The organism is Mesorhizobium sp. M2A.F.Ca.ET.042.01.1.1, assembly GCF_003997405.1.
Lineage (GTDB): Bacteria > Pseudomonadota > Alphaproteobacteria > Rhizobiales > Rhizobiaceae > Mesorhizobium.
In genome coordinates this window covers 1-2,010 of sequence record NZ_RZRX01000497.1, presented here as the reverse complement: position 1 = coordinate 2,010, position 2,010 = coordinate 1, and the positions used below count along the sequence as shown (strand labels likewise).

At 64.4% G+C, this 2,010-nt stretch carries 1 protein-coding gene; it reads left to right on the top strand.

From position 1 onward, the window contains the following. The coding region (locus EOA23_RS34180; RefSeq protein WP_189341822.1) for a hydantoinase B/oxoprolinase family protein at positions 1–2,010 on the top strand (2,010 nt) is incomplete at both ends.

Sequence of the window (2,010 nt, the reverse complement as noted above, 5' to 3'; positions counted from 1 at the left end):
TCACGGAATATCTCTTGAACTGCTTCGGCGGCGCCGGCGGCCAGCACGCCTGCCTGGTCGCCGACGCGCTCGGCATGGAAGCCGTGCTGATCCATCCCTTTTCCGGCCTGCTTTCCGCTTACGGCATCGGCCTCTCGTCGGTCTTCGCCTCGCGCCAGCAGGGCCTGCTGCAGCCGCTTGCCGAGGAATCGCGATCGGCGATCGAGGCGCTTATCGCGGCCTTGCGCGGCGAGGTCGTCGCCGAACTCGGCGAACAGGGCATTGCCGAGGGGGCGCTTTCAACGAGGCCCGTGCTGCATATCCGCTACGACGGCACCGACACGGCACTGCCAGTGAATTTCGAGCATGGCTCGATCTTCCGCGCCAGAAGCGATTTCGAGGCCGCGCACAGGACGCAGTTCGGATTCGTCTATGACGACAAGCCGATCGTCGTAGAAACCGTCGCCGTCGAAGGCATGGAGGCCGCTCGACAGGACAAGGCTGAAACCTCCGCCCCTGACGGAGCGGCAGGAGTCGAGCCCAAGCCTTCGGAAAGCCGGCGCATCTATACCGAGGGCCGCTGGCACGAGGCCGACGTCTATCGCCGTGAAAACCTGAAGCCGTCCAACACGGTCGCCGGCCCCGCGCTGATCATCGAGCCGAACCAGACCATCGTCGTCGAGCCAGGCTGGCGCGCCGAAATCACCGGTCTCAACCACGTCGTGATCCGCCGCACGGAGCGGAAAGTGCGTGCCGCGGCGCTCGGCACCGAGGCCGATCCTGTGATGCTGGAGGTGTTCAACAACCTCTTCATGTCGATCGCCGAGCAGATGGGCGTGACGCTGCAGAACACCGCCTATTCGGTGAACATCAAGGAGCGGCTCGATTTTTCCTGCGCCGTGTTCGACCGCCATGGCGCGCTGGTCGCCAATGCGCCGCACATGCCGGTGCATCTGGGCTCCATGGACCGTTCCGTCGAAACCGTCATCCGCCTGAATTCCGGCGACATCCATCCCGGCGACGTCTTCGCGCTCAACGCGCCCTATAATGGCGGCACGCATCTGCCCGACATCACGGTGGTGACGCCTGTCTTCGACGATGCGCGCAAGGAGATCCTGTTCTGGGCGGCCTCGCGCGGCCACCACGCCGATGTCGGCGGCACCGCGCCGGGCTCGATGACGCCGCTGGCGACAACGGTAGATGAGGAAGGCGTGCTGTTCGACAATTTCCGCATCGTCGATCGCGGCCGCTTCCGCGAGAAGGAGCTGGAGACGCTGCTGACCGATCACCCCTACCCCGCGCGCAATCCCGCCCAGAACATCGCCGACCTCAAGGCGCAGATCGCCGCCAACGAAAAGGGTGTGGCGGAACTGCGCAAGATGGTCGCGCATTTCGGCCTCGATGTCGTCGAGGCCTATATGGGCCACGTCCAGGACAATGCCGCCGAGAGCGTGCGCCGCGTGATCGAGCGGCTTCCCGACAGCGCGGCCTACGAATATCCGACCGATACCGGCCAGGTGATCAGGGTAAAGATCACCGTCGACCGGCAAAAGCGCGAGGCGACCGTCGATTTCACCGGCACCTCGCCTGTCATGAAGAACAATTTCAACGCGCCGGAGCCGGTCGCCCGCGCCGCCGTGCTTTATGCCTTCCGCGTCATGGTCGAGGACATGATCCCGATGAATGCCGGGTGCCTCAGGCCGATCAACATCGTCATCCCCGACGGCTCGATGCTGAAGCCCGCCTACCCTGCCGCCGTCGTCGCGGGTAATGTCGAGACCTCGCAGCATGTCACCAACGCGCTGTTCGGCGCGATGGGCGCCATGGCAAACGCGCAAGGCACGATGAACAACCTCACCTTCGGCAACAAGAAATACCAGTATTACGAGACGATCTGCTCCGGCTCGCCGGCCGGACGGATGAATTCGGGACGCGGCTTTGCCGGCACCTCCGGCGTTCACACCCACATGACCAACTCGCGCCTCACCGACCCCGAGGTGCTGGAACTGCGCTTCCCCGTTGTATTGGAAG